At 67.8% G+C, this 24,529-nt stretch carries 23 protein-coding genes; 13 read left to right on the top strand and 10 right to left on the bottom strand.

Translation table 11 applies throughout. The annotated features are described in order from the left end of the window. Window positions 1–112 precede the first annotated feature (112 nt). From C3E99_RS10325 to cyoA, 7 genes are read right to left on the bottom strand one after another with little or no spacing between them, the layout of a single operon-like run. A complete protein-coding gene (locus C3E99_RS10325) occupies window positions 113–646 on the bottom strand; it encodes a response regulator transcription factor (RefSeq protein ID WP_104959766.1) in 534 nt (177 codons plus the stop codon). Then, window positions 646–1,950, bottom strand: coding sequence for an ATP-binding protein (locus tag C3E99_RS10330; RefSeq protein WP_067107602.1), 1,305 nt, complete (start codon window positions 1,948–1,950; stop codon window positions 646–648). Before C3E99_RS10330 ends, C3E99_RS10325 begins: the two co-directional genes overlap by 1 nt. Next, window positions 1,950–2,654, bottom strand: a complete 705-nt coding sequence (locus C3E99_RS10335) for an SURF1 family protein (RefSeq protein WP_104959767.1) — start codon at window positions 2,652–2,654, stop codon at window positions 1,950–1,952. Before C3E99_RS10335 ends, C3E99_RS10330 begins: the two co-directional genes overlap by 1 nt. Then, window positions 2,651–3,031 (bottom strand): cytochrome o ubiquinol oxidase subunit IV, encoded by a 381-nt coding sequence (gene cyoD / locus C3E99_RS10340; protein WP_104959768.1) that lies wholly within the window; start codon window positions 3,029–3,031, stop codon window positions 2,651–2,653. Before cyoD ends, C3E99_RS10335 begins: the two co-directional genes overlap by 4 nt. Continuing rightward, complete coding sequence (gene cyoC / locus C3E99_RS10345; RefSeq protein WP_067184969.1) at window positions 3,028–3,657, bottom strand: cytochrome o ubiquinol oxidase subunit III; 630 nt, start codon at window positions 3,655–3,657, stop codon at window positions 3,028–3,030. Before cyoC ends, cyoD begins: the two co-directional genes overlap by 4 nt. A gap of 4 nt (window positions 3,658–3,661) precedes the next feature. After that, window positions 3,662–5,671, bottom strand: a complete 2,010-nt coding sequence (gene cyoB / locus C3E99_RS10350; protein ID WP_076076140.1) for a cytochrome o ubiquinol oxidase subunit I — start codon at window positions 5,669–5,671, stop codon at window positions 3,662–3,664. 11 nt (window positions 5,672–5,682) lie between these two features. Then, complete coding sequence (gene cyoA / locus C3E99_RS10355) at window positions 5,683–6,861, bottom strand: ubiquinol oxidase subunit II (RefSeq protein WP_076076143.1); 1,179 nt, start codon at window positions 6,859–6,861, stop codon at window positions 5,683–5,685. Between the two features lie 157 nt (window positions 6,862–7,018). Between cyoA and C3E99_RS10360 the strand changes: the two genes are divergently transcribed. Beyond that, window positions 7,019–8,347 carry an MFS transporter gene (locus C3E99_RS10360; protein ID WP_076076145.1) on the top strand — a complete coding sequence of 443 codons (1,329 nt, stop codon included), beginning with the start codon at window positions 7,019–7,021 and terminating at the stop codon, window positions 8,345–8,347. 12 nt (window positions 8,348–8,359) lie between these two features. Here C3E99_RS10360 and C3E99_RS10365 read toward each other — a convergent pair whose 3' ends face one another. Further along, complete coding sequence (locus tag C3E99_RS10365) at window positions 8,360–8,824, bottom strand: Lrp/AsnC family transcriptional regulator (RefSeq protein ID WP_067107621.1); 465 nt, start codon at window positions 8,822–8,824, stop codon at window positions 8,360–8,362. A gap of 125 nt (window positions 8,825–8,949) precedes the next feature. Here C3E99_RS10365 and C3E99_RS10370 point away from each other — a divergent pair, with 125 nt between their 5' ends. Continuing rightward, complete coding sequence (locus C3E99_RS10370; protein ID WP_076077995.1) at window positions 8,950–10,005, top strand: Leu/Phe/Val dehydrogenase; 1,056 nt, start codon at window positions 8,950–8,952, stop codon at window positions 10,003–10,005. Then, window positions 10,006–10,287: a hypothetical protein gene (locus C3E99_RS10375; RefSeq protein ID WP_067107624.1), complete on the top strand. Its 282-nt coding sequence runs from the start codon at window positions 10,006–10,008 to the stop codon at window positions 10,285–10,287. A gap of 12 nt (window positions 10,288–10,299) precedes the next feature. Here C3E99_RS10375 and C3E99_RS10380 read toward each other — a convergent pair whose 3' ends face one another. Then, on the bottom strand, window positions 10,300–11,544 hold the full coding sequence (locus C3E99_RS10380) for a glycosyltransferase family 87 protein (RefSeq protein ID WP_158682253.1): 1,245 nt from the start codon (window positions 11,542–11,544) through the stop codon (window positions 10,300–10,302). Window positions 11,545–11,715: 171 nt separating this feature from the next. Between C3E99_RS10380 and C3E99_RS10385 the strand changes: the two genes are divergently transcribed. From C3E99_RS10385 to C3E99_RS10395, 3 genes are read left to right on the top strand one after another with little or no spacing between them, the layout of a single operon-like run. Next, entirely contained in the window at window positions 11,716–12,633 is a 918-nt protein-coding gene (locus C3E99_RS10385) for an SDR family NAD(P)-dependent oxidoreductase (protein ID WP_076076154.1), read from the top strand. Between the two features lie 12 nt (window positions 12,634–12,645). Then, window positions 12,646–13,497 (top strand): FAS1-like dehydratase domain-containing protein, encoded by an 852-nt coding sequence (locus C3E99_RS10390; protein ID WP_076076156.1) that lies wholly within the window; start codon window positions 12,646–12,648, stop codon window positions 13,495–13,497. 19 nt (window positions 13,498–13,516) lie between these two features. Further along, on the top strand, window positions 13,517–14,710 hold the full coding sequence (locus C3E99_RS10395; protein WP_076076159.1) for an acyl-CoA dehydrogenase family protein: 1,194 nt from the start codon (window positions 13,517–13,519) through the stop codon (window positions 14,708–14,710). Here the strand turns inward: C3E99_RS10395 and C3E99_RS10400 are convergent. Continuing rightward, window positions 14,704–15,441 (bottom strand): helix-turn-helix domain-containing protein, encoded by a 738-nt coding sequence (locus C3E99_RS10400; RefSeq protein WP_076077998.1) that lies wholly within the window; start codon window positions 15,439–15,441, stop codon window positions 14,704–14,706. The genes C3E99_RS10395 and C3E99_RS10400 overlap by 7 nt on opposite strands. A 203-nt stretch (window positions 15,442–15,644) precedes the next feature. Between C3E99_RS10400 and C3E99_RS10405 the strand changes: the two genes are divergently transcribed. From C3E99_RS10405 to C3E99_RS10435, 7 genes are all read left to right on the top strand, one after another. Further along, complete coding sequence (locus C3E99_RS10405) at window positions 15,645–16,814, top strand: acyl-CoA dehydrogenase family protein (RefSeq protein ID WP_076076162.1); 1,170 nt, start codon at window positions 15,645–15,647, stop codon at window positions 16,812–16,814. Between the two features lie 35 nt (window positions 16,815–16,849). Further along, window positions 16,850–18,046: a CoA transferase gene (locus C3E99_RS10410; RefSeq protein WP_104959769.1), complete on the top strand. Its 1,197-nt coding sequence runs from the start codon at window positions 16,850–16,852 to the stop codon at window positions 18,044–18,046. An 80-nt stretch (window positions 18,047–18,126) separates the two neighbouring features. Beyond that, window positions 18,127–19,341, top strand: a complete 1,215-nt coding sequence (locus C3E99_RS10415; protein ID WP_104959770.1) for an acetyl-CoA C-acetyltransferase — start codon at window positions 18,127–18,129, stop codon at window positions 19,339–19,341. Window positions 19,342–19,343: 2 nt separating this feature from the next. After that, a complete protein-coding gene (locus C3E99_RS10420; protein WP_104959771.1) occupies window positions 19,344–20,933 on the top strand; it encodes an acyl-CoA dehydrogenase family protein in 1,590 nt (529 codons plus the stop codon). 539 nt (window positions 20,934–21,472) lie between these two features. Next, complete coding sequence (locus C3E99_RS10425; RefSeq protein WP_076076173.1) at window positions 21,473–21,856, top strand: DMT family transporter; 384 nt, start codon at window positions 21,473–21,475, stop codon at window positions 21,854–21,856. Continuing rightward, window positions 21,853–23,103 (top strand): hypothetical protein, encoded by a 1,251-nt coding sequence (locus tag C3E99_RS10430; RefSeq protein WP_076076175.1) that lies wholly within the window; start codon window positions 21,853–21,855, stop codon window positions 23,101–23,103. The genes C3E99_RS10425 and C3E99_RS10430 overlap by 4 nt, the downstream gene beginning before the upstream one ends. Further along, window positions 23,090–24,523: a UbiA family prenyltransferase gene (locus C3E99_RS10435; protein ID WP_067108857.1), complete on the top strand. Its 1,434-nt coding sequence runs from the start codon at window positions 23,090–23,092 to the stop codon at window positions 24,521–24,523. The genes C3E99_RS10430 and C3E99_RS10435 overlap by 14 nt, the downstream gene beginning before the upstream one ends. The last annotated feature ends 6 nt before the right edge of the window (window positions 24,524–24,529 follow it).

The following is a 24,529-nucleotide window of genomic DNA, read 5'->3' on the forward strand; positions in this document are numbered from 1 at the left end:
CTCTCCTGATCAAATCCTGCGCTGCCCATGCGCGATCGGGCCCGGCATGGCAATCGGTCGCGGGGCCCATATGGTTAGAATACTAACTTTTACCGCCCGAGGCCGGCCGCGCCTATCGTATCTGCCGCTTCTCCAGCTTCCGGGCGAGCGTGCGGCGGTGCATGCCGAGCCGCCGCGCGGTTTCGGAGATGTTGAAGCCGGTCTCGACGAGCGTCTGGTGGATATGCTCCCACTCGACGGTCTTGATCGACGACGGACGCGCGTCGAGCGGCGCGTCGACATTGCCCTCCGCACGGTCGAACGCCGCCTCGATGTCGTCGGTGTTCGACGGCTTGGCGAGATAGTAGGAGGCGCCGAGCTTGATCGCCTCGACCGCGGTCGCGATGCTCGCGAAGCCGGTGAGCACGACGATCCGCATCGCCGCGTCCGACGCGCGCAGCGTCTGCACGCAGGCGAGGCCGGACGCGTTGCCGAGCTTGAGGTCGACGACGGCATAGCCCGGGCGAAAGCGTCCGAGCAGATCGGCGAGTTCATCCGGATCGTGCGCGACCTCGACCCGGTAACCGCGCCGTTCGAACGAGCGCCGGAGCGTGCGCGCAAAGGGCTCGTCGTCCTCGACGATCACCAGCATTCTCTGATCGGCCATCATGGCTCTCCTTCGGGGGGCGCGAGCGCGGACAGCGGCAGGAAGATGCGCACCCGCGCGCCGCCCGCCGCGCGGTTCGTCACGCTGGCGCCGCCGCCCAGCTTGCGCACGACATTGACAAGCAGGAACAGCCCGAGCCCGCCGCCCGGCCTGCCCTTGGTCGAGCGATAGGGCTGTCCGAAATGTTCGAGCATTTCGTCGCTGAAGCCGGGGCCGCGGTCGACGATCTCGATCACCGCCATGTCGCCATCGCGCGACGCGGTGATGCCGATCCAGTCGGACGACACCTCGGCGGCGTTGTCGACGACATTGCCGATGACCTGGCGCAAGGCGGGGTCGGACACGATCGCGACGTCGGCGCCGAACAGGTCGTTGAACGCGACCGTCCCAGGCATGCGCGCGGCGCGCGAATCCTCGACGATCTCGGTCAGGAAACGGCGCATCGTCGTGAGCTGCGGCGCCTCGCCGCGCGCCTCGCCCGCCGACATCAATATGCCGCCGACGATCGTCTTGCAGCGCTGGACCGCCGCATCCATGTCGGCGAGGTCCTCCTGCAATTCGGCATCGGCCGCGAAGCGCGGCGCCCCTTTCCAGTCGCCGATCAGCACCGACAGCGTCGACAACGGCGTCCCGAGTTCGTGCGCGGCGCCCGAGGCGAGCAGTCCCATGCGGACGATATGATCCTCTTCGGCCGCCCGCTGGCGCGCGGCGGCGAGCGCCGCGTCGCGGTCGCGCAGGTTGCGGCTGATCCGCGTGACGAAGGCGACGAGCAGCACCGCGATCAGCACGAAGCAGACGAAGCTGCCCTTGAGATAGAGGCCGAGCGGATCGCCGGCATAGCGCGGCGGCAGCACCAGCGGCGTCGGCCCGATGCGCAGCGCCGCGAGCGCGGCGAGCGTCGCGGCGACGATGGCCCACGATGAGCGCGGCGTGAGCAGGATGGCGCCGATCACGACCTGGAGCAGGAACAGCGAGGCGAAGGGGTTGGCGAGGCCGCCGCTGTGATGAAGCTGCCACGCCAGCGCCGCGACGTCGAACAGCAGCGCGGCGGTCAGCTCGCCATTGGTCACGGCGCCGCCGCGATGCAGCCGCACGCGGCTCGCCACGTTGATCGAGGCGAGCAGCACGATGGTGGCGAGCAGCGGGACGAGCGGCAGGGTGATGCCCATCAGGCCGGTCGCGATCGCGATCGTCGCAAGCTGTCCCCCGACCGCGAGCCAGCGGAGCTGGATCAGCAGCGTCAGGTTGCGGCGCCCGGCGTCGGCCTCGGGCAGCGCCAGCGATGGGTCGGGCATGGTGGTCATCAGGCCTCTTTATAGGGCCGCCACAACCGCCACGCAAAATAGAGGCTGATGAACGCGAGGCCGAACCAGGTCAGCGCATAGACCAGATGGTTGTCGGCGAATTTCACCACCGTCAACCCGCCGACCGGATAGCCGCCGGCGTTGGGCGCCGCGTCGGCGTCGAGGAAATAGGGCGCGACGCGCCCCAGCCCCCGTGCCTGCGCGATCGCGGCGACATCGCGCGAATACCAGCGGTTCGCGGCGGGATCGTTCGATCGCAGGAAGGCGCCGCCCGGCTCGGTGACGCGCAGCAGGCCGGTCACGGTGACGGGGCCGGCGGGATTCCCCGCGGCGCGCGCCCGCGGATCGCGCTTGCCCGGCGGCACGAAGCCGCGGTTGACGAGCAGGGTGAAGCCCGGCGTTTCGAGCGGGGTGAGCACCCAATAGCCGCCGCCGCGCGCCGTCACCGCCTGCACCAGCGTCTCGCGGTCGTGGCGAAAGGTGCCGCGCGCGCGGATGCGGCGATAGGCGTGGGTGTCGGCGCGGATCGCCGGCCACGCCGGTCCGGGCGCGGCGACGGGATCGGCATGGAGGCGCGTTTCGACCGCGGCGATCAGCGCATGCTTCCAGACGCGCCGTTCGAGCTGCCACACGCCGAGCGCGAGCAGGCAGGCGGTCACGAGCAGCGCCGCCGCGGCGAGGACCGCGCGGCGGGTCGCTGTCACGGAAGCTGGCTCATGTCGTGCGGCATCGGCATCATGTTGGTGTTGAGGTGATGCATCACCCACAGCGACCCCGCCAGCGCGATGGCGAGGATGATGATCGTGAACACGAGCGAGGTCAGCGACCAGCCGCCCTCCGCCTTCGGCGTCATGTGCAGGAAATAGACCATGTGGACGATGATCTGCGCGACCGCGAAGACCATGATGATCGCCGCGGTCGCGCCGGCCTCCAGCGGCCGCGTCATCACCAGCCAGAAGGGGATGGCGGTGAGCACCACCGACAGCAGGAAGCCGATCGCATAGTCGCGCATCGACGCGTGCGGCATCTCGATCTCGGCGTGCCCGCCGGCGGCTTGCTCGCCATGGGGGTCGGGGGTCATCGCAGCACTCCCAGCAGGTAGACGATCGTAAAGACGCCGATCCAGATGACGTCGAGGAAATGCCAGAACATCGACAGGCACATGACGCGGCGGCGGTTGGCGGCGATCAGCCCGTGGCGGCCGAGCTGGACCATCAGCGTGACCAGCCAGACGATGCCGAAGGTGACGTGCAGCCCGTGCGTGCCGACCAGCGTGAAGAAGCTCGACAGGAAGGCGCTGCGCTGCGGCGTCGCGCCGATCTCGATCAGGTGATGGAACTCGTACAGCTCGATCCCCAGGAAGGCGGCGCCGAACAGCGCGGTCACCGCCAGCCAGAGCTGCGTCCCCCGGACACGCCCCTGCTGCATCTGGAGCACGGCAAAGCCGTAGGTGATCGACGAGAAGAGCAGCATCGCGGTGTTGAGCGCGACGAGCGGTAGGTCGAACAAATCCTTCGGCGCCGGCCCCGCGGCATAGCTGCCGCCGAGCACCGCATAGCAGGCGAAGAGGATCGAGAAGATGAGGCAGTCGCTCATCAGATAGATCCAGAAGCCCAGCATCGTGCTGTGCCCCTCGGGATGCGCATGCTCCTCGAGCTGGTAGAAGGACACCGGCTCGGCGGCGGCGGACGGCGTGGGATGGCTCATGCGATCAGGCTCCGGCCGCCGCGAGCTGACGGGTACGCGCCTCTTCCACCTCGGCCACGGTCGCGGCGGGGATGTCGAAGTCGCGCTTGTAGTTGAAACTATGGGCGATCGCACCGCCGATCAGCCCGGCGAAGCTCAGCCCCACAAGCCACCAGATGTGCCAGACCAGCGCGAAGCCCATCACCAGGCTGATCGCCGCCAGGATGATCCCGGCGCCGGTGTTGCCCGGCATGTGGATCGCCCGGAAGCCCGCGACCGGCCGCTGATGCCCGCGCCGCTTCATGTCGTGCCACGCATCGAGGTCGTGGATCAGCGGCGTGAAGGCGAAATTATAGTCGGGCGGCGGTGAGCTCGTCGCCCATTCGAGCGTGCGGCCGTCCCATGGGTCGCCGCTTTCGTCGCGCAGATCGTGGCGCCGCCAGATGCTGACCCCGAACTGGATCAGCATCGCGACGATCCCCATCGCGATCAGCGCGGCGCCCACCCCGGCGACGACGAACCAGATCTGCAGGCTCGGGTCGTCGAATACGCGCATCCGCCGCGTAACCCCCATCAGGCCGAGGATATAGAGCGGCATGAAGGCGACCCAGAAACCGACGACCCAGCACCAGAAGCTGACCTTGCCCCAGAACACGTCGAGCTTGAAGCCGAGCGCCTTGGGCCACCAGTAGTTGATCGCCGCGAACACGCCGAACACGACGCCGCCGATGATGACGTTATGGAAATGCGCGATCAGGAACAGCGAGTTGTGCAGCACGAAGTCGGCGGGCGGCACCGCGAGCAGCACCCCGGTCATGCCGCCGATCACGAAGGTCAGCATGAAGGCGACCGTCCACATCATCGGCAGTTCGAAGCGGATGCGGCCGCGATACATGGTGAACAGCCAGTTGAACAGCTTTGCCCCCGTCGGGATCGAGATCACCATCGTCGTGATGCCGAAGAAGCTGTTGACGCTGGCGCCCGACCCCATGGTGAAGAAATGGTGCAGCCAGACGAGGTACGACAGGATTGTGATGCACACCGTCGCATAGACCATCGACGTGTAGCCGAAGAGCTTCTTGCCAGAGAAGGTCGCGGTGACTTCGGAATAGACGCCGAACAGCGGCAGGATCAGGATATAGACCTCCGGGTGACCCCAGATCCAGATCAGGTTCACGTACATCATCGGCGAGCCGCCGAAATCGTTGGTGAAGAAATTGGTGCCGACATAGCGGTCGAGGCTGAGCAGCGCGAGCGTCGCGGTCAGCACCGGAAAGGTCGCGACGATCAGGATGTTCGTGCACAGGCTGGTCCAGGTGAAGATCGGCATCTTCATCATCCGCATCCCCGGCGCGCGCAGCTTCAGGATGGTGACGATCAGGTTGATCCCCGACAGGGTCGTCCCGACCCCGGCGATCTGGAGCGACCAGATATAATAATCGACCCCGACGTTGGGACTGTAGGCCAGCCCCGACAGCGGCGGATAGGCGAGCCAGCCGGTCTGCGCGAACTCGCCGATGAACAGCGAGACCATGCACAATACCGCGCCCGCGGTCGTCATCCAGAAGCTGAAATTGTTGAGGAAGGGAAAGGAGACGTCGCGCGCGCCGATCTGGAGCGGGACGATATAGTTCATCAGCCCGGTGATGAAGGGCATCGCGACGAAGAAGATCATGATCACGCCGTGCGCGGTGAAGATCTGGTCGTAATGGTGCGCGGGCAGATAGCCCTCCGACCCACCGAAGGCCATCGCCTGCTGAAGCCGCATCATCACCGCATCGGCGAAGCCGCGCAGGAACATGATCAGGCCCAGGATCATGTACATGATCCCGATCCGCTTGTGATCGACGGTCGTGAACCACTCGGTCCACAGATAGCCCCAGAGGCGATAGCGGGTGATGAGCCCGAGCAGCACGAGGCCGCCGACGGCGACGCCGAGAAAAGTGAAGATCAGGATCGGTTCGTGCAGCGGAATCGCGTCGAGCGACAGGCGGCCGAAGATCGGATCGGTGGCGGGAGGGGAAGAGGGGGTCATGGCGATCTCGGTCAGGACATCGGGCGGGTGGCGGGAGCATTGAGCGCGGTGCGCCCCGGACCGTCGCCGGGAACGGGCAGCCCCTCGCCCTTCAGCCGTTCGGGATTCACCGGCGTGGCATCGGGCCGCTCGCCGCGCATCAGCGGCGAACTGCACAGCGCCGCGACATAGCGCAGGCTCCAGCGCGCGATGTCGGTGCTGCCGCGCGCGGCGAACTTGTCATAGGCAATGTCGCGGACGTTGTGGATGCCGGCGATCCCCGCCCCGCCCTTCGCGTCGATCGACATCATGTCGTGCATGCACATCTTGCCGGGTTCGACGCACATGTTGACCACCGCGTCGAAAAGCTGCGTCTCGACCGCGGCGAACCGGCGCACCGGTTCCTTTTCGCTCGGCCGTTCGAGCCGCAGATAGGTCAGCCGGTCGAGCGTCCCGCCCTCCGAAGCCTTGGTCTGCGCCACCCACCGGTCGAAGGCCGCGGGCGGCAGGCTTTTCACCGCGAAGCGCATGTTGGAAAAGCCGGCGCCCGAGTAATTGGCCGAAAAGCCGGTGAAATTGCCGGTTTCGTTGAAGACTCCGTGCAGCTTGGTCTCCATTCCCGGCATCGCATAGATCTGCCCCGCGAGCGCCGGGACATAGAAGCTGTTCATCACCGAAGAGGCCGAGATGCGAAACCGCAGCGGGCGATGCGCGGGCACCGCGAGTTCGTTGACCGTCGCGACGCCCTGTTCGGGATAGATGAACAGCCATTTCCAGTCGAGCGCGACGACCTGGACGTCGAGCGGCTGCACCTCTGCCGCCACCGCCTGTCCCGGCCCGGTGCGCGCGAGCGGACGATAGGGATCGAGCAGGTGCGTCGCGACCCAGGTGATCGCGCCGAGGCAGATGATGATCAGCAGCGGCGCCGACCAGATCACCAGTTCGAGCTGGGTCGAATGGTCCCAATCGGGCTTGTAGGTCGCTTCCTTGTTGCTAGCGCGATAGCGCCACGCGAAGAAGATGGTCAGCAACATCACCGGAACGATGATCAGCAGCATCAGCCCGGTCGAGATCAGGATCAGGTCGCCCTGCTGTTTCGCGACGTCGCCGGCCGGATCGAGCACGGCCAGGCCGCATCCGGCGAGCAGGGGCAGCGCGGCGAGCGGCAGCAACCGCTTCCACGCGGCCGAACGAGGGAGATGACTGGGCATGACGCGCGCCTAGGCCTCCTTTGTTGCACAGCCCATAGGACATTTTGTCCAATCCCGCGAGCGGCGACGATCGCGCAGGGGCGATTTCATAACGGGCGCTTTTGCCCTATGATCGACTCGCGCCGCGCCAGCGACGCCCAGAAGCAGGACGTCTGCCATGTCTGCCGAAAACGCGCCTTCCACCACCCAGGCCGAACGCGATGCGCGCGCGCTTTACGATGTTGGCCATCGCATCTCTCCCGGCGAAATCGCCATCGGAGTGATCATAGGCCGGACGTCGGAGTTTTTCGACTTTTTCGTCTACGCGATCGCGTCGGTGCTGGTGTTCCCGAAGCTGGTCTTTCCGCATCTCGACCCGGTCGACGGCACGCTGTGGTCGTTCGCGATCTTCTCGCTCGCCTTTTTCGCGCGGCCGGTCGGGACCGTCCTCTTCACCTGGATCGACCGCACCTATGGCCGCGGCGCCAAGCTGACCAACGCGCTGTTCCTGCTCGGCGGATCGACCGCCGCGATCGCCTTCCTGCCCGGTTACGCAACGATCGGCATCGGGTCGGCGCTGCTGCTCGCGCTGTTCCGCATGGGTCAGGGTGTCGCGCTCGGCGGATCGTGGGACGGGCTCGCCTCGCTGCTCGCGATCAACGCGCCGGAGGGCAAGCGCGGCTGGTACGCGATGATCCCGCAGCTCGGCGCGCCGCTCGGCCTGATCGTTGCCAGCCTGCTGTTCATGTTCCTGATCGCGGCGCTGCCCGCGCAGGATTTCCTCGACTGGGGCTGGCGTTATCCCTTCTTCGTCGCCTTCGCGATCAACGTCGTGGCGCTGTTCGCGCGGCTGCGCATCGTCGTCACCCCCGAATATGCCGCGCTGTTCGAGGACAAGGAACTCGAACCCGCGCCGCTGACCGAGACGCTGCGGTCCGAATGGAAGGTGATCGCGGTGGGCGCTTTCGCGCCGCTGTGCAGCTTCGCGCTCTTTCACATGGTGACGGTGTTTCCGCTGTCGTGGGTGTTCCTGTTCACCGAGGAAACGCCCGCGCGCTTCCTGGCGATCGAGGCGATCGCGGCGGTGGTCGGCGTGTTCGCGATCATCGCCTCGGGCTATCTCGCCGACCGGGTCGGGCGGCGCACCGTGCTGGGCGTCACCGCCGCCGCGATCGCGGCGTTCAGCGGCTTCGCACCGCAACTGCTGGGCGCCGGAGAGATGGGCGAGGCGGTGTTCATGATCCTCGGCTTCCTGCTCCTCGGGCTGGCTTTCGGCCAGTCTTCGGGCGCGCTGTCGTCGAACTTCGACCAGCGCCACCGCTATACCGGATCGGCCTTCACCTCCGACCTCGCCTGGCTGTTCGGCGCCGGCTTCGCGCCGCTGGTCGCGCTGTGGCTGTCGAGCGTATTCGGCCTGATCGCGGCGGGCGCCTATCTGTTGTCGGGTGCGATCGGCACGCTCGTCGCGCTGTGGCTGAACCGCGAACTGGCGCAAACCATCGGCTGAGACGCGGGCGGGTCAGCCGAGCGGCAATTCGGTCGTCGACTTGATTTCCGATAGCGCGACGGTCGAGTTGATTTCCTGCACCCCCGGCAGCTTGCTGAGCTGGTCGAAGAAGAAGCGCTCATAGGCGTCGATGTCCTTCGCGACGACGCGCAGCATGAAGTCCATCGACCCCATCAGCACATAGGCGTCGAGCACTTCCGGAAAGGACCGGATCGCCGCGCTGAATTCGTCGAGGTTGGCGCGGCCGTGCGCGTTGAGCTTCACCTGCGCGAAAACATGCGCGTTGAGCCCGACCCGGCGCCGGTCGACGATCGCGACGCGCTTGCGGATGAAGCCGTCGCGTTCGAGCCGGTCGATGCGGCGCCAGCAGGGCGACACCGACAGCCCGACGCGCTCGGCGATCTCGGCCGTCGTCTGGTTGGCATCGCGCTGCAATTCGCGGAGGATTTTTATCTCGAATGGGTCAAGGTCGGTCATTTATTCCTCATAAGCAGATTTATCCGGCAATAATATCCCATAATCGTACCAGCGCCCTTGAAAAGCGAGCAAGATTGTTCGCCTCGCGGATGCGATGATCGGGCATCATTTCGAGGAGCAAGATGATGGTTGCCCGCCCTGCCCGCCTGACGCCCCCGGTCGAATGCGTTCGCCTGTACGATGCCGAAGCGCAGCTCGACGGCGTGATCGCCATCCATTCGACCGCGCTCGGGCCGGGTGCCGGAGGCTGCCGCTTCTGGAGCTATCCCGACGCCGACAGCGCACTCGCCGACGCGCTGCGCCTCGCCGAGGGGATGAGCTACAAGAATGCGCTCGCCGATCTGCCCTTCGGCGGCGCCAAGGCGGTGCTACGGAAACCCGCGGGCGATTACGACCGCGCGGCGCTGTTCCGCGCCTTCGGCCGCGTGGTCGAGGGACTGGGCGGGCTCTATGTCACCGCCGAGGATGTCGGGACCACGGTCGCCGACATGCAGGAGATCGCGGGCGTGACGCGCCATGTCGCGGGGCTGCCGCCCGCGAAGGGACGCGCCGGTGGCGATCCGTCGCCATGGACCGCGCGCGGCGTGTTCGAATCGATGCAGGCGGCGGCGGGCTTCGCGCTGGGGCGCGACCTGGCCGGGCTGACCGTCGCGGTGCAGGGCACCGGCCATGTCGGCGCCGAGCTCTGTCGCCACCTGGCCGATGCGGGCGCGAAGCTGGTCATCGCCGATCCCGACCCGGTGCGGCGCGACCGGCTGCGCGCGATCCTCGATGCGCAAGTGGTCGGGGTCGACGAGATCGCGACGGTCGAGGCCGACGTCTTCGCGCCCTGCGCGCTCGGCGGCGCGCTGGCCCGCGACACGGTCGCGGCGCTCAAGGCGCGGCTGGTGTGCGGCGCCGCGAACAATCAGCTGGCGACGCCCGATGTCGCGGACCTGCTGCACGAACGCGGCGTCGCCTATGTTCCCGACTATGTCGCCAATGCGGGCGGGATCATCAGCGTGTCGGCCGAATATCTGGGCGAAGGCCCGGCCGAGGTCGCCGAACGCGTCGCCGCCATCGCCCCGCGCGTCGCGGCGCTGCTCGAACGCGCGGCGCGCGAGGCGCGTTCGCCCGCGCTCGTCGCCGACGAAATGGCCGAAGAGGTGATCGCCGACGCGCAGCGGCGGGCGGCGGCCTGAATGCACCGCTTTCGGATCGAGGCGCTCGCCGACCCGCAGTCGCTGCCGCGCGTCGCCGGTTTCTTCGCGCAGCGCGCGATCGTGCCGACCAGCCTGTCGGCCTCGCTCGATCGCGGCTGGATGCGGATCGAGGTGGCGGTGGCGAACCTTGCCGCGCAGCAGGCGGCGATCCTCGCCGCCAAGCTGGGCGAGACGGCGGCGATCGCGGCGGTGGAACTGGAGGATTCGGGCGGCGCGATGCCGGCGATTCCGGTCGGCGCGCCGGCGTCGGTCGCCGTTTAACGGTCGGGTGCGTCAGGCCGGACGCGCGGCCTTGCCCTCCCGGCCCAGCTGGCGCCAGCTGATCGCCAGCAGCACGAGCGCGGCGACCGCATAGCGCGCGTAGAAGAGCTGCGCCGCCCAGCCGGGCAGCATCTCTGCGATCGCCAGCCGGTGATAGCCCGGCGGGAGCAGCGCCAGATAGCAGAGCCCGATCGCGACGGCTTCGCCCCACCCCTCGCCGGCCTCGATGCGGGCGAGCGACACGCGGCAGAGCTGGACGAACAGCGGAAACAGCAGGACATAGGTGTGTCCCCACCCCAGCGGCGCGACGAGGCAGGCGATGGCGGGCGCCCAGCTCGCGACGGTCAGGGCCGGCGCGCCGGTTCTCCGCACCCGCAGCATGATCGCCGTCATCGCCCCCAGCATCGCCAGGACGACACCGCCGCGCAGCCAGCCCGGCAGCGGCGCGGTCTGGTAGGACAGAGAATAGACTTCGAGCGGAAGATCGAGCCGCGTGACGATGGCGGCGATCGACTGGTTGTCGATATGGACGATCGCGCGGCCCGACATGGCAGGAAGCTGGGTCTGGAAATAGTCCAGATAGAGGGCGGGCGGCACCTTGACGAGCGCCACGAGCGGAATGCCGACGGCGGCGATGACGAACCCGGTCAGCATCGGGCGCCACTGCGGCCGGCAGAAAAGCCAGAACAGCATCAGAACCGGATAAATCTTGATCCAGCAGCCGGCGGCGATCAGCGCGCCGGCCAGCTTCGGCCAGCCGCGGCTGTCGAGCCAGACCGCCGCGACGCACAGGAACAGGATGATCGTGCCGACCTGTCCCTGCCGAACGGCGAGCATCGCGCCGGTCGAGGTGGCCAGCGCCACGATCACGAGCGCCGCGAGCCAATCGCGCCGCAGGCCCAGCGCCTCGCGCGTCAGGCTCAGCCACATCAGGCAGGACAGCACGCCGCATCCGACGATCACGGCGCTGGCGATCGCAAAGCCCTGTTCGACCGACCCGAGGAGCAGCGGCAGGAACAGCAGGGCGGCGGGCGGCGGATACAGATAGCCCTGCAGGCTCTCCCGCGCGTCGGGCGCATACAGGGTCGCGGGATCGGCGAGCAGCCGCCGCACGCTGTCGTAGAAAATCCGGTAATCGCTGCCGACATGCCCGTGCAGGCTCATCGCTTCGACGCCGTGAAGCAGCAGCAGAAGCGGCAGAAGCGCGGCGAGCGCCCATCGCAATCGAAGCGAAGAACGGGAATCGCTGGAAACCATGGTCCTGACGCTCCTGGGCTGCATTCCCGTAACCGATTGGCGCCAGTTCCTAGGCGACAAGTCTTGCGATATCCTTGATCGCCCTTCGCGCGCGGCGCGATCACGCGCTCTGGTCCCGGCGCCGAAAATCGCTATCAAGCGGCGCAACGCGGATTCACGGGGAGAGACGAAGTGAGCGGATGCCTCGAAGGGAAAGTCGTCGCGATCACCGGCGCGGGGCGCGGGATCGGCCGCGAGCTGGCGCTGCACTGCGCGGCGCAGGGCGCGGCCGTCGTCGTCAACGACCCCGGAGTCGCGCAGGCGGGCGACGGCGGCGACGCCGCCCCGGCCGAAACCACCGCCAACGATATCATAGCGTCGGGCGGCAAGGCGGCGGCCAATTTCGGCAACGTTGCCGACCCGAAGGAGGCCGCGAGCATCGTCGAGGATGCCGTCGCGCGCTTCGGCCGCATCGACGCGGTCGTGAACAATGCCGGCATCCTGCGCGACACCATCTGGCACAAGATGAGCTATGAGGACTGGAAAAGCGTCATCGACGTCAACCTGACCGGCGTCTTCAACGTTTCGAAGGCCGCGACGCCCCATTTTCGCGAGCAGCAGTCGGGCAGCTTCATCCATTTCACCTCGACCAGCGGCCTGATCGGCAACATCGGCCAGGCCAATTATTCGGCGGCGAAGCTGGGCGTCGTCGCGCTGTCGCAGTCGATCGCGCTCGACATGGCGCGCGTCGGCGTACGGTCGAACTGCATCGCGCCCTTCGCGTGGAGCCGGATGACATCGTCGATCCCCGCCGAAACCCCCGAGCAGCAGGAGCGCGTCCGGCGGATGCAGGAAATGTCGGCGGACAAGATTGCCCCGCTCGTCGCCTACCTTGCCTCCGATCTGTCGCGCGATGTCACCAATCAGATCTTCAGCGTGCGCAAGAACGAGATCCTCCTGTTTTCGAAGCCGCGCCCGGTGCGCTCGATGGTGAAGCTCGATGGCTGGACGGCGGAAACGATCGCCGACGAACTGATCCCCGCCTTTCGTCCCGCCTTCGCGCGCGCCGACGAGGTGTCGGCGCATGTCTTTCCCTATGACCCGGTCTGACGGAGGCGCCGCATGAGCGAATGGCAGGGCTGGATCGGGCGCGAGGAAGAACGGCGCGACCGGGTCGACGCGTCGGCGCTGGCGCGGTGGCTCGCGACGCTCGACCGCGGGCCGACGTCCGACGGCGCGGTGCCGCAGGGGTTCCACTGGTGCCTCGGCCTGCCCGATGCGCCGACCGCGCAGCTCGGCAATGACGGCCATCCGCGACGCGACGAGAGCGAAGACAGCTTCATGCCGCCCGCGCCGCTGCCGCGCCGCATGTGGGCGTCGAGCGAGGTCGAATTCCTGCGCCCGCTGCGCGTCGGAGAGACGATTGCGCGCCGCTCGCGCATCGCCGCGATCGCCGAAAAGCAGGGCGGATCGGGCAAGCTGCTGTTCGTCACGATCGAACATCGGACGCACGCCGGCAATACGCTCGCGCTGCGCGAGACGCAATCGATCGTGTTTCGCGAAGCGGCGTCCCCCGATGCGCCGCTGTCCCCGCCCGCGCCCTGCGCGGCGGGCTTCGACCCGGCAGCATGGGATGCCCATCGCCCGATGACCCCGAACGAGCCGCTGCTTTTCCGCTATTCTGCGCTGACCTTCAACAGCCACCGCATCCATTACGATCTGCCCTATGCGCGCGATGCGGAGCGTTATCGCGGGCTGGTCGTCCACGGCCCGCTCACCGCGACTTTGCTCCTCGACCTCGCGCAGCGCCAGTTCGGCGACAATGCCCTGACCCGCTTCGCCTTTCGCGGCCTGTCGCCGGCGATCTGCGGCGAGCCGCTGCACCTCGTGCTGCGCGGCGGCGGCGACGCGATCGAGCTGGGCGCCTTTGCCGGCGACGGCCGACAGATCATGAGCGGCACCGCCGCGACCTGACCCAGCGATAGGACCGATCATGCACTTCAGCCCCTATGATGCCGAGCATTTTCCCGAAATCCGCGAGGGCGTGCGCCGCCTGTGCGCCGAGTTTCCGGGCGAATATTGGCGCGAACTCGATGCGAAGCGCGAATATCCGACGGCGTTCGTCAAGGCGCTGACCGACGCGGGCTATCTGTCGGTCCTGATCCCGGAGGAATATGGCGGATCGGGACTGGGCCTGTCGGCGGCGGTCGCGATCCTCGAGACGATTCAGGCCGAAGGCTGCAACGGCGGCGCCTGCCACGCGCAGATGTATACGATGGGGACGATCCTGCGCCACGGCTCCGAAGAGCAGAAGCGTACCTATCTGCCGAAGATCGCGACCGGCGAACTGCGCCTGCAGGCCTTCGGCGTCACCGAGCCGACGAGCGGCACCGACACCACCGCCCTGCGCACCGTGGCGGTCCGTGAGCCTGCCCCGTCGAAGGACGGGGGCGACGATTATGTCGTCAACGGCCAGAAGATTTGGACCAGCCGCGCCGAGCACAGCGACCTGATGCTGCTGCTCGCACGCACCACGCCCCGCGACCGGGCCGCGAAGAAAACCGACGGCCTTTCGACCTTCATCGTCGACATGAAGGCGGCGCTCGCCGACGGTTCGCTGACGATCCGGCCGATCCGCACGATGATGAACCATGCGACGACCGAGATTTTCTTCGACAACATGCGCATCCCGGCGGCCAACCTGCTGGGAGAAGAGGGGAAAGGCTTTCGCTACATCCTGTCGGGCATGAATGCCGAGCGCGTGCTGATCGCCGCCGAATGCGTCGGCGACGCCAAATGGTTCACGAAGAAATCGGCCGATTATGCGAACGAACGCCACGTCTTCGGCCGCGCCATCGGCCAGAATCAGGGCATCGCCTTCCCGATCGCGCGTGCCTATGCCAACATGCGCGCGGCCGAACTGATGGTGCACGAAGCGGCCCGGCTCTACGAAGCCGGACAGCCGAACGGCGCCGAGGCGAACATGGCGAAGATGCTCGCCGCCGATGCGTCGAGCGAGGCGGGCAATGTCTGCATCCAGACGCACGGCGGCTTCGGTTTCGCCGAGGAATATGACGTCGAGCGCAAGTTCCGCGAGACGCGCCTCTATCAGGTCGCGCCGATCTCGACCAACCTGATCCTCTCCTTCCTCGCCGAGCATGTCCTCGGCCTGCCGCGGAGCTATTGATCGGCGACGAGCCGCGCGCGAAGCTGCCCAAGCGCGGCGGCGAGCTGCGCGACCTCCGCCTCCCCGTGTGACCCCGCAACGATCGAGGCCGACAGGCAGAAGCCGGGCGCCACGTCGGCGATGCCGACCGCGACCGTCCATATCCCGCGATGCGCGAAACCGCGGTCGATCGCATAGCCCCGCGCCGCCGCCTCGCGCACCTGCGCGGCATAGACATCGAACGGCAGATCGGCCTGCCAGCGCACGGGCGCATAGCGGCGCGCGAGTTCGGTATCGTCGACGCGCTGCGCCGCCGCCAGCGCCCGGCCCGCCGCGCCGCCGCCGAGCGGCTGGCGCTGCGCATCGGCGAACCGCAGCCGCATGACGGCGTCGCTTTCGGCGTGCGCGACGAGTTGCAGCCGCTCGCGCGAGGCCATTTTCCACAGCCCGACCGCGGCGTCGCCCTGCTGCGCCAATCTTGCCATCAGCGGCCGCGCGCGATCGATCAACGAGCGTCCCGCCCGGTCGCGCAATCCCTCGAAACCGTCCCATGGCCCCGCCAGCCGATAGCGCTTGCCGCCGGCGCCGCGCACGATGGCCCCTTCGGCCACCAGCGTGTTCAGCAGGTTGAAACAGCTCGACGGGCTGAGGTCGAGCGCGCGCCCGATCTCCGACAGCGTCAGGCCATCGCCATCGGCGAGCAGCCGCAGGATGGCAAAGGCTTGTGCGACGGACCGGACCGGCTGGCTCATCCCTCCTTCATATTTTTCCTGATGATGAAAAGCAAATTCCATTTATTGAAAAATGCCGAGGAACATCCTAGCCCACGCTCGAAGCGATTCGGCCCGCAACGCGCGGCGCCGAGGTGCGAAAAATCATTGCCATCGCGCGGTGGGCGGACAAGGATCGATCAGGACTTTTCCGCAAACGCGGGCGACAAGAAGGGACCGAAGGGATGCAGAACCTCGGAATGGACGCCGACGTCTTCGAACAGTTCATCGAACAGCTCGACCGCTATGTCCGCGAGCGCCTTCTCCCCGCCGAGAGGGAGATCATCGAGACCGACTGCATCCCCGACGACATCCTATCCGAAATGCGCGACATGGGGTTGTTCGGCCTGACCATCCCCGAGGAGTTCGGCGGTGCGGGGATGAATGTCAGCCAGTATATCCGCACCATCCATACGCTGTCCTATGCGATGCCGGCGTTCCGTTCGATCATCTCGATCAACATCGGCATGTTCACCTCGGCGCTCAAGAATGGCGGGACCGACGCGCAGAAGGCCGAATGGCTGCCGCGCGTCGCATCGGGCGAAATCGCCTGCTTCGGCCTGACCGAACCGGGATCGGGATCGGACTCGGCGGGGCTCCAGACCAGCGCTGCGCAGACCGACAACGGCTGGGTGCTGAATGGCACCAAGCGGTACATCACGAATTCGCCCTTTGCGACGGTCGGGCTGATCATGGCGCGGACGAGCAAGGAGAATCTGCCCAAGAACGCCCATGTCTCCGCCTTCATCGTGCCGATGGACGCGCCGGGCGTGTCGATCGGCAAGTCGGACAAGAAGATGGGCCAGGCGGGCAGCCATATCGCCGACATCGTGATGGACGACGTCCGCGTCGGCGGCGAGGCGCTGCTTGGCGGCGAACTCGGCAAGGGCTTTGCCTATGCGATGATGAGCCTCGACAACGGCCGCATGTCGGTCGGCGCCGCCGCCACCGCCTATGCCCGCCGCGCGCTCGACAGCGCGGTCCGCTATGCGACCGAGCGCAAGGCGTTCGGCGAGCCGATCGCGAACTTCCAGCTCATCCAGCAGATGCTCGCGCAGAGCGAGATCGACATCTATGCCGCCGAATGCATGATGGAGGACGTCACCCGCCGCGCCGACGCGGGCGAGAATGTCCTGCGCAAGGCCGCGGCGTTCAAGGTCTTTGCCAGCGAGATGTGCGGCCGCGTCGTCGACGCCTGCGTCCAGGTCTATGGCGGGGCGGGCTATCTGGCCGAATATGACGCCGAGCGCTTCTTCCGCGACGCGCGCATCTATCGCATCTACGAAGGGACGACGCAGATCCTTCAGCTTCAGATCGCCAAGCATATGCTGCGCGAGTTCCATGCGAATGGATAAGCCCGCCACGATCGAGGCCCCGGAGGGAGCGGCCCATGTATAACCTCCTCCCCGGCCTCTCCGTCATCGAGGCGTCGTCCTTCGTCGCCTCGCCCACCGCGGGCCTGTATCTCGCCCAGTTCGGGGCCGAGGTGATCCGCGTCGACCAGATCGGCGGCGGTCCCGATTTCCGGCGCTGGCCGGTCACGGAAAACAACGATTCGCTCTATTGGGAAAATCTCAATCGCGCGAAGAAGTCGGTCGCGCTCGACCTCGGCCGGCCCGAGGGGCGCGAACTGCTGCAGGCGCTGGTGCGCGCGACGGGGCAGTTCGTCACCAATTTCCCGGTCAAGGGCTTCCTGTCGCACGACCTGCTGGCCGAAGGGCGTCCCGACCTCATCACCATCCGTGTGATGGGCTGGGCCGACGGGTCGCCCGCGCTCGACTATACGGTGAACAACAGCGTCGGCTATCCGATGCTCACCGGTGCGGGGCCGGAGCCGGTCAACCATGTCCTGCCCGCGTGGGACCTGCTCACGGGCGCCTATGCCGCCTTCGCGCTGCTCGCCGCGGTCCAGCGGCGCGCCGCAACCGGCGACGGCGGCGAGGTGCGCCTGCCGCTGTCCGACGTCGCGATCGGCACCGTCGCCAACATGGGCGGCATCGCCGAGGTGCTCTATAGCGGAGCGAACCGGCCGCGGCTGGGCAACGCCGTCTATGGCCTGTTTGGCCGCGATTTCACGACACGCGACGGGCAGCGGACGATGATCGTCGTCGTCACGCCGCGCCAATGGGCGAATCTGATCGCGGCGCTCGACCTCGGCGATGCCGTCGCGGCGGTCGAGGCGGTGCGCGGCGTGTCCTTCGCGAAGGATGACGGGCTGCGCTTCACGCACCGCGACGCGCTCTATCCGCTGTTCGAGCGGGCGATCGCGCGCCGCGACCACGCCGACCTCGCCGCCGCCTTCGACGCGGGCGGGATCGTCCATTCGCCCTATCGCACGATGCTCGACGCCGCGAACGACCCGGCGCTGGTGGCGGACAACCCGATCTTCGCGGACGCGGCCAATCCGAGCGGCTTCGCCTATCCCGCCGCGGGCGCCTTCGCGACCATCCCGCAGGCCGACCGCCAGCCGCCCCGCCCCGCCCCGCGCAACGGCGAGCATTCGGAAGAGGTGCTGGCCGCCCGCCTGTCGCTGTCGTCGGGCGAGATCGCCCGGCTAATCGACGCCAGGATTGTCGGCATTGGTTGAGATATCCCTTTCTTCCGTCACCCCGGACTTGATCCGGGGTGACGATCCAATTCAATACCAGAAACATACCGGAGAATGACATGACCCTGCGCCGCGCCGCCATCGTCGCCCCGATCCGCACCGCCGTCGGCAAGTTCGGCGGCAGTCTGTCGTCGGTTACCGCCGGAGAGCTGGGCGCCGTCATCCTGAAGGCGCTGATCGACCGCACGAAGATCGACCCCGCACGCGTCGACGATGTCGTCTTTTCGCAGGGCTATGGCAATGGCGAGGCGCCGAGCATCGGGCATTGGTCGTGGCTTGCCGCGGGCCTGCCGCTCGAAGTGCCGGGCTATCAGCTCGACCGCCGCTGCGGCTCGGGCCTGCAGGCGGTCGTCAACGCCGCGATGATGGTGCAGACGGGCATGTCCGACATCGTCGTCGCGGGCGGCGTCGAATCGATGTCGAACGTCGAGCATTACACGACCGACATTCGCAAGGGCGTACGCGCGGGCAATCTGACGCTGCACGACCGGCTGACGCGCGGGCGCGTGATGTCGCAGCCGGTCGAGCGCTTCGGCGTCATCACCGGAATGATCGAGACCGCCGAGAATCTGGCAAAGGATTACAACATCACCCGCGAGCAGGCCGACGCCTACGCCGTGCGCAGCCACCAGCGCGCCGCGGCGGCGTGGGACAAGGGTCTGTTCGACGACGAACTCGTCCCGGTCAGCGTGCCGCAGAAGAAGGGCGACCCGGTCGTCTTCGCGCACGACGAAGGCTATCGCGCCGACGCGAGCATGGAGACGCTGGGCAAGCTGCGCGCGCTGGAAGGCGGCGTCGTCACCGCGGGCAACGCCAGCCAGCAGAATGATGCCGCCGCCGCATGCCTCGTCGTCGCCGAAGACAAGCTGGACGAACTCGGCCTCGAACCCATTGCCTGGTTCCATAGCTGGGCGGCGGCGGGATGCGACCCGAGCCGCATGGGCATCGGACCGGTGCCCGCGGTCGAGCGGCTGTTCGCGCGCAATGGGCTCGGCTGGGACGACATCGACCTCGTCGAACTCAACGAAGCCTTCGCGCCGCAGGTGCTCGCGGTGCTCAAGGGCTGGGGCTGGTCCGACGACGACAGCCGCAACGAGATACTCAACGTCAACGGATCGGGCATCTCGCTCGGCCACCCGATCGGCGCGACCGGCGGGCGCATCCTCGCCAATCTGACGCGCGAACTGGTGCGCCGCGACGGCCGTTACGGGCTGGAGACGATGTGCATCGGCGGCGGCCAGGGCATCGCTGCGATCTTCGAGCGCGCGGCCTGACCATGGAGCTCCGCCCGGCTCTGGCGGCGGCGCAAGCCTATCGCGCGACGGCGCAAGGGGCGCTGGCCGCACGGCTGGCGGCAAACCCGATCGACGCCGAGCAGCGCGCAGCGCACGGCTTCGCATGGGTCGCGACGACGGTCGCCGCGCTGGAAGCCGTGCTCGACTGGCTCGAGGCCGGAAGGGGCGACAACCCGCTCGACGCGCAGGTCGCGACGCTGGCCTTCGCCGAAAGCATCGGCCAGCTCGCCGGCGGGCTGCCGATGGGGCAGAATGAAATCTTCCGCCCGGCCGACCTCGGAATCGGCGCGGCCGCCCGGACGCTCGCCGATGCCTGCGCCGATCTGCTCGACGCCGACCATGCCGCAATGCGCGCCGCTGTCGCTGCCGCGCTCGCCGAGGGTCACTGGCCGAGCGAGACGCTGCACGACGCCGACCTCGACGCGATCCGCGACCAGTATCGCCGCTTTACCGAAACGGAGATCATCCCCCACGCGCATGGCTGGCACCTCGCCAACGCCCTGATCCCCGACGCCACGGTTCAGGCGATGGCAGACCTCGGCACCTTTGGCGTTTGCATAGCGGAAGAATTCGGCGGCCTCGGCCTCGGCAAGCTCGTCATGTGCATCGTCACCGAGGAGCTGTCGCGCGGCTGGATCGGCGCGGGGTCGCTCGGCACGCGGTCGGAGATCGCGGGCGAACTGATCGCGATGGGCGGCACCGACGCGCAAAAGGCCGAATGGCTGCCGAAGATCGCCAGCGGCGAGATACTGCCGACGGCGGTGTTCACCGAACCCGACACCGGCTCCGACCTCGGCGCGCTCCAGACGCGCGCGCGGCGGGTCGGCGACGGCTGGGTGATCGACGGCGCGAAAAACTGGATCACCCACGCCGCGCGCTCGGACCTGATGACGCTGCTCGCGCGCACCGTTCCCGACGCCAAGGGCTATGCGGGCCTGTCGATGCTGCTGGTTCCCAAGCCGCGCGGGACCGAGGCCGATCCCTTTCCGGCCGAAGGGATGAGCGGCAGCGAGATCGAGGTGCTCGGCTATCGCGGGATGCGTGAATATGCGCTGCAGTTCGACGCGATGCAGGCCCCCGCCGACGCGCTGCTCGGCGGCGAGGAAGGGCAAGGCTTCAAGCAGCTCATGCGCACCTTCGAGGGCGCGCGCATCCAGACCGCGGCGCGCGCGGTCGGGGTGGCGCGACGCGCGCTCGAACTCGGGCTCGCCTATGCGCTCGCCCGCAAGCAGTTCGGCAGGGCGATCGTCCATTTTCCGCGCGTCGCCGACAAGCTGGCGATGAGCCTCGTCGATTTCGTCGCCGCGCGCGAGTTGAGCTACGCCGCCGCACGCGCCAAGGACTCGGGCAAGCGCTGCGACATCGAGGCGGGAATGGCAAAGCTGCTCGGCGCGCGCGCCGCCTGGTCGAACGCCGACGCGGCGCTGCAAATCCACGGCGGCAACGGCTACGCGCTCGAATATGAGATCAGCCGCGTGCTGTGCGACGCGCGCATCCTCAATATCTTCGAGGGTGCGGCCGAGATTCAGGCGCAGGTCATCGCGCGCGGGCTGACCGCCGGGCGGAACTAGATCGCATTCGTTTTCAGAGCATGGTGATTTTGGATAGACCCGCTTCGTCATTGCGAGCGGAGCGAAGCCATCCAGGGCGGTCTGCGCACGCTCTGGATTGCCGCGCGGCTTCGCCGCTCGCAATGACGATCATTCGATGTCACGCTCTAAATGAACCTCGATACTCCCGCGAAGGCGGGAGTCCAGAGCGGCGAAAAGCCCGCGTCGGCATATGAACGCTCGGGGTCCCCGCCTGCGCGGGGACACAAGAACATTCAAACGGCATATTTCGGCTTCCTCGTCACCCGGACTTGATCGGCATATATAGCCTTCAGGCAAGTCAGGAGCTGCTCCCCGGCGAAAGCCGGGGGCCAGATGGCACAGCGCTGCTTCGCATGGACCCCGGCTTTCGCCGGGGAACGGTGACTTGGCGAAAAGGTATAATTGCCGACTTGATCCGGGGTGACGATACAGGAACACGCGCCATCGCCCCGTCGCACATCGTCATGGATTACCGCGATTTAAGGGTAATTTTACAGCTCGCGGGCTAGAGGGGCGCGATGAATGCCACCCTCTCCCCTCCGCTGCTGCTGCTCATCCTGACCAGCGTCGGCATGTCGGCGCTCGCCCAGATGCTGCTCAAGCTGGGGGTGCAGGGCGCACGAGCCACGCGGACCCTGTCCGAAACCATGCTGGCCTATGCCAGTTCGCCCTATCTGATCGCGGGCTTCGCGCTCTATGGCCTCGGCGCGGTGCTGTGGCTGTTCGTCCTCGCGCGCCTGCCGCTGAGCGTCGCCTATCCCTTCGTGGGGCTGGGTTTCATCTTCACGATGCTGATCGGTGCGATGGCCTTTCACGAACATCTGTCGCTCACGCGCATCGCCGGTACGCTGTTGATCGCGCTCGGCTGCGTCCTCGTCGCGCAGAGCGCTGGCGGTTCATGATCGGGGCGGCCGCCGCCTGGATCGAAGCCCATTATCGCGGACTGGTCGCAACGCTGATCGCCGCGACGGTCGGCGTGCGCCTGCTCGCCTGGTTCGCGATCGGCGAGCCGCTCGGCAACGACGGTCTCGCCTATTTCCGCATGGCGGAAGCGATGGCGGGCGGGCATTGGCCGGTCGATCAATGGGGGCAGCACGCCTTCTATTCGATCGGCTATCCGGCGGTGCTGACTCCTTTCTTCGCGCTGTTCGGCGCGAGCGTCGGGACCGCGATCGCCGCGAATCTGGCGCTAGCGGCGGTGAGCGCGGCGCTGCTGGTGCTGCTCGCGCGCGAAATCGCGATGCGGCCGCCCTTGATCCTCCTGCTCCTGCTGGTTCATGCCCTGTGGATCCCCGGCATCTGGAACAGCGCGATGCTGGCGCGCGAGAATCTGTCGACGCCGCTCTTCCTGCTCGTCCTGCTCGCGTCTTGGCGGATGCTACGCGGCGGCGGCAGCAAGACCGCGCTGCTCGCGGGCGTCGCCTATGGCGCGGCGATTCTGACCGGGGGGTCCGCACTGCCGCTGATTGTCGCGCCGCTGCTCGCGCTGCTGTGGACGGGGGAGCAGCGGATACGTCGCGGCCTGCTGGTCGGGGCCGGCGCGCTGGCCCTGCTCATCCCCTGGGCCGCCGCCGCCACGGCCATGGTCGGCGCACCGACGCTCAACACCAACGGCGGCTTCAACCTCTATCTCGGCAACAATCCCGCGGCGACGGGCGCCTTCGTCAGCATCGCGGACACCCCGGCAGGCCCCGAGTGGGGGGAGATGCGCCAGCGGCTCGGCGAGCGCGGGGCGAGCGCCGAACTCGGCGCGCGCGCCATCGCCTATGCCGGCGCGCATCCCGCGCGAACCGCGAGTCTCGGCCTCACCAAGCTCGCGCTGTTCTGGGCGCCGAACGTCCCCGACGCCGCCGATTTCGCACAGTCGCGCGCGGTGGCGACGGCGCGCTTCGTCGAGGTCGCGCAATATCTGCTTATCCTCGGCTTTGCGCTGTTCGGCCTGCTCGCCGGCGGAGGAACACCGCGGCAGCGCTGGATCGTCGCGGCGGCGATCGCCGGTTTCTGGGCGCTGCACGCCACCACCTATGTCATCACCCGCTATCGCGACCCGGCGATCCCCGCGCTGATGCTGTTCGCGGTCGTCGGCTGGGGCATCGCCTGGGACCGGCTGCGCGCCCGCCCGAAGGAGGCGCTCGATGCCGCCGCATGATCCCGCCGAGCCGGCCAAGGTCGCCCTGATCGTCGATCTCGACCGGACGCTGACCCGCGCCGATGTCGCAGTCGAATCGCTCGTGCGCCTGATGCGGCGCAGCCCGATGCTGTTCTGGCAATTGCTGCTCGCGCTGCTGTGGGGCCGCGCCGCACTCAAGACGCGCCTCGCCCGGCTCGATCCGGTCGATCCGGCGCTGTTGCCGCTGCGCGCCGAGGTCGTCGACCTGATCGGCGAAGCGCGCCGCGACGGCCGCCCGGTCATCCTCGCCAGCGCCGCGCACCGACGCAATGTCGGCCGCGTCGCGCGCCATCTGGGACTGTTCGACCGCTATCTGGGATCGAGCCGCCGCCGCAACCTGAAGAGCGCCGGAAAGCTGCGCGCGATCCGCGCCGCGATCGGCGACGCACCCTTCGACTATGTCGGCGATTCGACCGCCGACCGCGCGATCTGGCGCGAGGCGCGGCACGCCTACACGGTGGGCGTGCCGACCCGCTCGGCGAACGAGCAGCGCGTCGGCCCGCCCCCCAGGAGCCCGTTTCGCGCGCTGGTGAAGGCGATCCGCCCGCATCAATGGGCGAAGAATGCGCTGGTCTTCGTGCCGCTCGCTACCTCGGGCCATATTCTCGATTTCGTCGCGCTGGGGCAGGCGGCGCTCGCCTTCGTCAGCCTGTCGGTGATCGCGTCGAGCGTCTATCTGCTCAACGACCTGCTCGACATCGACGCCGACCGGCGTCACACACGCAAGCGCTCGCGCCCCCTCGCGGCGGGCGATCTCGGCATTCCACTGGCGCTCGCGATCAGCGGCGCGGCCGCGATCCTGGGCCTTGCCATCGGCTGGTTTCTGCTCGGCCCCGCGACCTTCGCCGCGCTCGCGGCCTATTTCGCGCTGACGCTCGCCTACAGCTTCCGGCTCAAGTCGGCGATGATCGCCGACGTGCTCGCGCTCGCCTCGCTCTACACGATCCGCATGATCGTCGGCGCCGCCGCGATCGCGGTCGCCCCGTCGATGTGGCTGCTGATCTTCTCGATCTTCTTCTTCCTCAGCCTCGGCTATCTCAAGCGCTATGTCGAGCTCGACGAAAGCCGCAACGAGCGGCACCAGCTGTTGTCGGGACGCGGCTATGTGCCGTCGGACAAGATGTTCGTCGCGATGGGCGGCGTCGCGTCGGGCATGGTGTCGCTGCTCGTCCTGCTGCTGTTCGCCGCCGAAAAGGGCGAAGGCGGCGAATATGCGCATCCGGCACTGCTGTGGCTGCTCGTCATCCCGCTGCTCTATTGGCTCAACCGCATCTGGATGATGGCGGGGCGCGGCCAGGTCGACGGCGATCCCGTCGCCTTCGCGCTGCGCGACCGGCGCAGCATCGTCGTCGGCGCGCTGCTCGCGGTCATCGTCGTCGCCGCCAAATATGGCGGCTGACGACGA

This window comes from Sphingopyxis sp. MG, assembly GCF_002953155.1.
Taxonomy (GTDB): Bacteria; Pseudomonadota; Alphaproteobacteria; order Sphingomonadales; family Sphingomonadaceae; genus Sphingopyxis; species Sphingopyxis granuli.